This window comes from Buchnera aphidicola (Kurisakia onigurumii) (genome assembly GCF_039394605.1).
In the GTDB taxonomy this organism is placed as follows: Bacteria; Pseudomonadota; Gammaproteobacteria; order Enterobacterales; family Enterobacteriaceae; genus Buchnera_I; species Buchnera_I aphidicola_B.
Map to the genome: position 1 here is coordinate 1 of NZ_CP135034.1, position 7,690 is coordinate 7,690.

Here is a 7,690-nt window from a genome sequence, read left to right on the forward strand (position 1 = left end):
TCTATTGCTGTAAAAAATCTTCTATTGCTGTAAAAAATCTTCTATTGCTGTAAAAAATCTTCTATTGCTGTAAAAAAAAACAATAGATGCATTAATAAAAAAAAATACATGCATTCTAAAAAAATAGATGCAAAATTACATAAATTATTAATCTTTATAAAAAGAAATATAACATAAAGAAAATTTATATTAAAAATTTAAAGAAAAAATATTAAAATACATAACTTAATAAGAAAATTTGAAAAAAATAATCTATTAATATATAATTGAAAAAAATAAAATTAATATTTTTTATTTTAAAAAATCTTTTAATAAATTATTTTAATAACTCCTCATTCTTTTAATATTCTACCTTGATATTCTTAAAAAAAATGAAAAAAAAATATAACATAGCTGTTTTGCCTGGAGATGGAATTGGACCAGAAATAATGAAACAAGCTTATAAAATAATAAAAATAATTAATCAAAAATTTCCTATAGTATTAAATACTCAAGAATATGACGTAGGAGGTATTGCAATTGATAAATTTAATAATGCTCTTCCAAAAGATACTATTGAAGGATGCAAAAAATCTCATGCGATTTTATTTGGATCTGTTGGAGGAAATAAATGGAATCATCTTCCTGAAGAAAAAAGACCAGAAAAAGCTAGTTTATTATTTTTAAGAAAAAAATTTGATCTTTTTTTAAATATTAGACCTTCGAAACTAGAAAGTGAACTATTCTATTTATCTCCTTTAAGACAAGATATTAGCAAAAAAGGTTTTGATATAATGTGTATACGAGAATTAACTGGAGGTATATATTTTGGAAAATCTGAATATGATAAATCAAAAGAATATGCTTTTGATACTGAAAATTATTTTAAAAATGAAATAATTAGAGTGGCAAAAAAAGCTTTTCAATTAGCTCAAACAAGAAAAAAAAAAATCGTATCGATAGATAAAGCAAATGTATTAAAAACATCTATTTTATGGAGAAAAACAGTAGATGAAATTTCTATTAATTTTCCGGAAATAAAATTATCTCATATGTATATTGATAATGCAACTATGCAATTAATTAGAAATCCTTCTAAATTTGATGTAATTCTTTGTTCAAATCTTTTTGGAGATATATTATCAGATGAATGTGCAGAAATAAGTGGATCAATTGGTATGTTACCTTCTGCTAGTATTAATGAAAATAATTTTGGATTATATGAACCCGCAGGAGGATCTGCTCCAGAAATTGCAGGAAAAAATATAGCTAATCCCATAGCTCAAATATTATCTTTATCGATGTTAATACGTTATTCAATTGGAAATATAAAAATTGCTGATTTAATAGATTCTTCTGTAAAAGAAGCTTTATTAAAAAATTTTAAAACAAAAGACATTTCTAGAAATGGAGAAAATTATATTTCTACAGAAGATATGGGAAATATAATATGCAAATTTTTATTAAAAAGGATATAAAATATGGAAAAAACTCTATATGAAAAAATATTTGATTCACATGTAATATACGAAAAAAAAAATCATATTCCATTAATATATATTGATTTACATTTATTACATGAAGTTACTTCTCCTCAAGCTTTTGAATCTTTAGAAAATAAAAAAAGATCAGTTTTTAGACCAAAAAAAACATTTGCTACCATGGATCATAATGTTTCTACTATCAGTAATAATATTTTTGCTTCAGGAGAAATGGCTGCAATACAAATGCAAGAATTAAAAAAAAATTGTAAAAAAAATAATATTTCATTATATGATATAAATCATTCAAAACAAGGTATTATACACGTTATTAGTCCTGAAGAAGGATTAACATTACCAGGTATGACAATTGTGTGTGGAGATTCACATACATCCACTCATGGTGCTTTTGGTGCTTTAGCATTTGGAATTGGTACATCAGAAGTAGAACATGTTTTAGCAACACAAACATTACAACAAAAAAAATATAAAACGATGCATATTAAAATAAATGGAATTTTAAATAAATATGTTACATCCAAAGATGTAATTTTGTTTATAATAAGAAAATTAGGTACTAGTGGGGGTAGAGGTTTTGTAATAGAGTTTTCCGGTTCTGTAATTGATAATTTTTCAATGGAAAGTAGAATGACTTTATGTAATATGTCTATTGAAATGGGAGCTAAATCCGGAATTATTGCACCTGACGATACTACTTTTAATTATTTACAAAATAAATTATTTTCACCTAAAAATGAAAAATGGAATAAAGCAATAAATTACTGGAAAAAATTAAAAAGCGATAAAAAAGCAATTTTTAATAAAAAAATAAAATTCAATGTATCTAATTTAAAACCTCAAGTTACATGGGGTACAAATCCTTCTCAAACTGTTTGTATAGATAGTAATATACCTTATTCTGATGATTTTAAATGTGAAATAGAAAAACAAGAATTTTTAAAATCACTAGAGTATATGAAATTAAAACCAGGAACAAAAATAGAAGATATTTCTATTAACAAAGTTTTTATTGGTTCTTGTACTAATTCTAGAATAGAAGATTTACGTTTAGTAGCAAAAATAGTAAAAAATAAAAAAATATGTTCTCAAGTTAATGCAATTATTGTTCCAGGTTCGAAACAAGTAAAAAAGCAAGCTGAAAAAGAAGGGTTAGCAAAAATTTTCATAAATGCAGGTTTTGAATGGAGATTACCAGGATGTTCTATGTGTTTAGCAATGAATGATGATCGATTAAAAAAAGGAGATCGTTGTGCTTCAACTAGTAATAGAAATTTTGAAGATAGACAAGGTAGAGGAGGAAAAACTCATTTGGTAAGCCCTTCTATGGCCGCAGCTGCAGCTATATACGGAAAATTTGTTGATATTAGAAAAATAAATTTCTAAATATAAAAAGGATATGTAAAAATATGAATCAATTTTCTCATTATGAAAGTATAATTACACCAATAGATTTGCCCAATATAGATACGGATGCTATCATACCAAAACAATTTTTAAAAAAAGTTACAAAAAAAGGTTTTGGTAAACATTTGTTTAATAACTGGAGATATATTGATAAAAATAATTCAATTATTAATCCAGATTTTCCTATAAATAAAAAAGAATATAAAAATTCTAGTATTTTATTAACAAGAGATAATTTTGGGTGTGGTTCTTCTAGAGAACATGCTGCTTGGGCTTTAAAAGATTATGGTTTTCAAGTTATTATATCTTCTAGTTTTTCAGATATATTTTATATTAACGGTTTTAACAATCAAATTTTATTAATTCAATTAAATAAAATAGAAATAAATGAAATATTCAGTATTATCAAAAAAAAATCATCTACAATGGCATTTATTAATTTAATTGAAAATTTTGTTTTAGTAAATAATAAAAAATATAATTTTAAAATAAATGATTTTTATAAATTATGTATTTTAAATAATTTAGACAATATTGATTGTACTATGCAACACAAAGAAAAAATTATACAATACGAAAAAAAAATACCTAATTTTTTTAAATAAAAATAATAAATCTTTATTAAAAGTTTTTTATTAATTTAAATAAAAGGAAATGTATGAAAGAAAAAGTTATAATTTTAGATACAACCCTTAGGGATGGAGATCAATCTTTATTAGTTGGTTTAAAACCAAAAAATAAATTAAAAATAGCTTTAGCATTAGAAAAATTAGGTATAGACATAATTGAAGCTGGTTTTCCAATATCCTCACCAGGAGATTTTCAAGCAGTACAGTTAATATCTAAAAATATACGAAATAGTAAAATATGTTCATTATCTAGATGTATAGAAAAAGATATTTATACAGCAGCTGAAGCTATGTCTAAATCAAAAAATTTTCGAATTCATTTATTTATTGGAACATCAGATTTACATGTAAAACAAAAATTAAGAAAAAATTTTGAAGAAATTATAGACATGTCTATTTTTTCTATTAAAAAAGCATTAAAATATACTGATGATATACAATTTTCATGTGAAGATGCAGGTAGAACATCTTTAGATAATTTATGCAAAATTGTAGAAAAAGTAATAAAAAATGGAGTGAAAACAGTAAATATACCTGATACTGTAGGATACACAATACCTAGTCAATTTAAAAATATAATAAAATTTTTATATGAAAAAGTACCTAATATTGATAAGGCAATTATTTCAGCTCATTGTCATAATGATTTAGGAATGGCATCAGGAAATGCAATATCCTCAATTGAATCAGGAGTTCGTCAAATTGAAGGTACTATTACTGGTATTGGAGAAAGAGCCGGAAATACTGCTTTAGAAGAGATTATTTTAGCTATAAAAATACATTCTGAAAAATTAGGTGTTTACACAAATATAAATTTTAAAGAAATTTATAAAACAAGTAAATTAATTAGTAAATTATGTAATTCTCCAATATCTTCAATTAAAGCAATTATTGGAAAAAATGCTTTTTTACATTCATCGGGAATTCATCAAGACGGGTTTTTAAAAAATAGAAAAAATTATGAAATTATTAATCCTAAAATAATAGGAGCTAAAGAAACTAAATTGAATTTAACAGCAAAATCAGGTAGAGCAGCAATTCAATATCATATGAATAGAATGGGGTATAAGAATCAGGATTATAATTTAAATAAACTATATTCACGTTTTCTTGTATTAGCTGATGATAAAGGAAAAGTTTTTGATTACAATTTAGAAGAATTAGCTTTTATTAAAAATAACGATAATAATAAAAAATATTTTTCAATAAAATATTTTAAATACAAAATAAAACAAAATGGAATTTACAAACTATCTATTTCTTTAATATGTGGAAATACAATTCGAAAGGAAAAAATAGTTTCAAAAAAAGGAATTTTATATTCTTTATATAAAATTATTGTACGAATTACTAATCTAAAATTCTTAATAAAAAATTTTCAAGTAATACAAACATATTCTAAAAAAAATATTTTTAAAGAAAAAAGCAAATCTTTAATAACAGTAGAATATGAAAAAAGAATATTTCATGGAGAAAATATATCATCAAATTCTATAAAATCGTCTTTAAAATCTATAATTAATATTTTAAATATTATTTGGATGTATAAAATTATAAAAAATAAAAAAATTTAATTAAAAGTTTTAACACAAAATTATTAATATTAAAAAATGTATAATTTAAAAGAAATAAAATACTTCTCTTGTGCTAAAAATGGGTGGTACAAGAGAAATACTGATTTTTTTTAAAATATATTTTTTTATATTTTAAAATTCTTTAATACAATTTTTAGAAAAGGAAAAAAAATGGAAAAAATTATTGCGAATATTATATATGCATCTAGATGGCTTATGTTCCCAGTTTATATTGGATTATCTTTCGGATTTATTTTATTAACTGTAAAATTTTTTCAACAAATTATATATGTCATTCCTGAAATATTAACAATGTCAGAATCAGGATTAGTTTTAATCGTACTTTCTTTAATTGATATAGCTCTTGTTGGAGGTTTATTAGTTATGGTTATGTTTTCTGGATACGAAAATTTTATAGAAAAAATGGAAACTACCAAAGGGAAAAAAAGATTAAGTTGGATGGGTACAATGGATGTCAATTCAATAAAAAATAAAGTAGCATCATCAATTGTAGCTATTTCTTCTGTACATTTACTTCGATTATTTATGGATGCAGATAAAATTCCAGATAATAAAATTATGTGGTGTATAATTATACATTTAACTTTTGTTGTTTCTGCTTTTGGTATGGCTTATATAGATAAAATGAGTAAAAAACATTACTCTTAGATATTTTTTAAAATTAATATTGATTAAATATATTTATTATGTAAAATATAATTTTTAAGATATCTAATTTAAATTTAAAAAATTTATTTAATATATTATTAATTAATATAAAATAAGTGTAAAATCTAGTGGCTAGAAAAAATTATATAAAAAATAACAACCCTTTTTTTAGACCTTCTAAAATTAGAAAAAAAATATCATATTTTATTAAATATGCTATGAAACAAGCTTCAAAAATAGATGTAGCTAGAAGTAAATTAAATAATCATGCAATAAGATCAAAAAAGAAATATGAAAATCAAGTAATATGTAGATTTAGACGTTTAAACGAACATAGAGCATGTGCTATGCGAGCAATGGTACAAGCAATGTTATATCATTTTAACGATATATCTAATTTAGTTGAAGCTTCTGTAGAGCAGTTATCTGATGAATGTGGATTATCTACTACTTCTCAAGCAGGAAACAAATCGATTACTCGAGCTTCAAGATTGATCACTCATTTTATGGAACCAATGGGTTTTGTAACATCTATTAAAAAAAAAAATGATAATAATTCTAGAATATTTTATAAACAAATTAAATTAAATCCAAAATTTTTTATGTTATTAAATATTTTTAAAATAAAAAAAGAAAAAAAAACAAAAATTAATAAAAAAAATTTTTTGGAGTCATCTTTAACATTGAAAGAAATAACAAAAATATCTAGTTTTAACTTAGATGAAAAAATAACTAAAAAAAAAATTTTAAATGCTTTAATTAATCAATATACTGCTATTGAATTAACTAAAATGGGATCAAAAGGTTTAAAAAATAAAGTAAATTTAGAATATTCTAACTTAAAAAAAATAATAAAAGCTTTATCTAATTCATAAAATATAAAAATTTTAATTTTTTATAATTTTATAAAAAATTAAAAAATATCTATTCATAAAAAATTATTTATAATAAGAAAAAAATGTTATATAAAAGAAATTATATTAAAAATTCTACACCAATTTTTACCCCTCCGAAAGGAAATAAACCTAGACCAGCATTTATTCAATATGCAATAAAAAAAGCAAAAGAAACAGATGTAGCAAGAGGAGCAATACATTATATTATTAAACCTAAAGATCCAAAAACAGGAGAATTTTTACATCGAGAAAGACGTTTAAACGAACATAGAGCATGTGCTATGCGAGCAATGGTACAAGCAATGTTATACCATTTTAATTTATCTTCAGAAATAGTTCAAGCTTCTGTAGAGCAGTTATCTGATGAATGTGGATTATCTACTACTTCTCAAGCAGGAAACAAATCGATTACTCGAGCTTCAAGATTGATCACTCATTTTATGGAACCAATGGGTTTTGTAAAATCTGAAAAAAAATGGGATCCTGTTTTAAGAAATTATATGCCTAAAATGATTTCTTTAACACCATTATTTTTTATGTTATTTGATATATCTTCTGAAAGATTATATAATGCAAGAATACAACAATTAGGATGGATTAATAAAAATTTATTAGAAAAGGGTTTTAAAAAAATTTCTTTTGTAGAAGCTAAACAAAGAAGTATTGATGCAAGAATTAGAAGTATTTTAAAATATAGAGAATCAAAACATTTATTTTTTAAAAAGAAAAGAAAAGCTGAAAAAATGTTTTCTTTAGAAGAAAAAGAAGCAAAACAAAAAATATTAACATTTTTAGTCAAAAGATATTCTTTATCTGAATTAGGAAAAATGGGATTGCAAGGCTTAAAAAAACAAGTAAATACAGAATATTATTATTTAAAAAAATTAATAACTACTCCATATAAGGAATTTTATTCCAAACAAAAAAATTAGATATTTAATAAATTATAATTTAAAAAAAATAATTAAATTCACTATATATTCAAGTGTAAAAATCTTCTATTGCTGTAAAAAATCTTCTATTGCTGTAAAAAATCT

The 7,690-nt window shown here is 22.5% G+C and carries 7 protein-coding genes; all 7 read left to right on the top strand.

Annotation, left to right across the window (positions count from 1 at the left end; all coding sequences use genetic code 11):
* Window positions 1-371: 371 nt before the first annotated feature.
* The 7 genes from leuB (at window position 372) to repA (RJU59_RS02445) (ending at window position 7,585) form a co-directional block, all read left to right on the top strand.
* Window positions 372-1,457: a 3-isopropylmalate dehydrogenase gene (gene leuB / locus RJU59_RS02415; protein ID WP_343155341.1), complete on the top strand. Its 1,086-nt coding sequence runs from the start codon at window positions 372-374 to the stop codon at window positions 1,455-1,457.
* Window positions 1,458-1,460: 3 nt separating this feature from the next.
* Entirely contained in the window at window positions 1,461-2,864 is a 1,404-nt protein-coding gene (leuC, locus tag RJU59_RS02420) for a 3-isopropylmalate dehydratase large subunit (protein ID WP_343155342.1), read from the top strand.
* A 23-nt stretch (window positions 2,865-2,887) separates the two neighbouring features.
* Complete coding sequence (leuD, locus tag RJU59_RS02425) at window positions 2,888-3,490, top strand: 3-isopropylmalate dehydratase small subunit (protein ID WP_343155343.1); 603 nt, start codon at window positions 2,888-2,890, stop codon at window positions 3,488-3,490.
* Window positions 3,491-3,543: 53 nt separating this feature from the next.
* Window positions 3,544-5,088, top strand: coding sequence for a 2-isopropylmalate synthase (locus RJU59_RS02430; protein WP_343155344.1), 1,545 nt, complete (start codon window positions 3,544-3,546; stop codon window positions 5,086-5,088).
* Window positions 5,089-5,259: 171 nt separating this feature from the next.
* Window positions 5,260-5,757, top strand: coding sequence for a TIGR00645 family protein (locus tag RJU59_RS02435; protein WP_343128819.1), 498 nt, complete (start codon window positions 5,260-5,262; stop codon window positions 5,755-5,757).
* Between the two features lie 128 nt (window positions 5,758-5,885).
* On the top strand, window positions 5,886-6,632 hold the full coding sequence (gene repA / locus RJU59_RS02440; protein WP_343155338.1) for a plasmid replication initiator RepA: 747 nt from the start codon (window positions 5,886-5,888) through the stop codon (window positions 6,630-6,632).
* 83 nt (window positions 6,633-6,715) lie between these two features.
* Window positions 6,716-7,585, top strand: coding sequence for a plasmid replication initiator RepA (repA, locus tag RJU59_RS02445; protein WP_343155340.1), 870 nt, complete (start codon window positions 6,716-6,718; stop codon window positions 7,583-7,585).
* Window positions 7,586-7,690 lie beyond the last annotated feature (105 nt).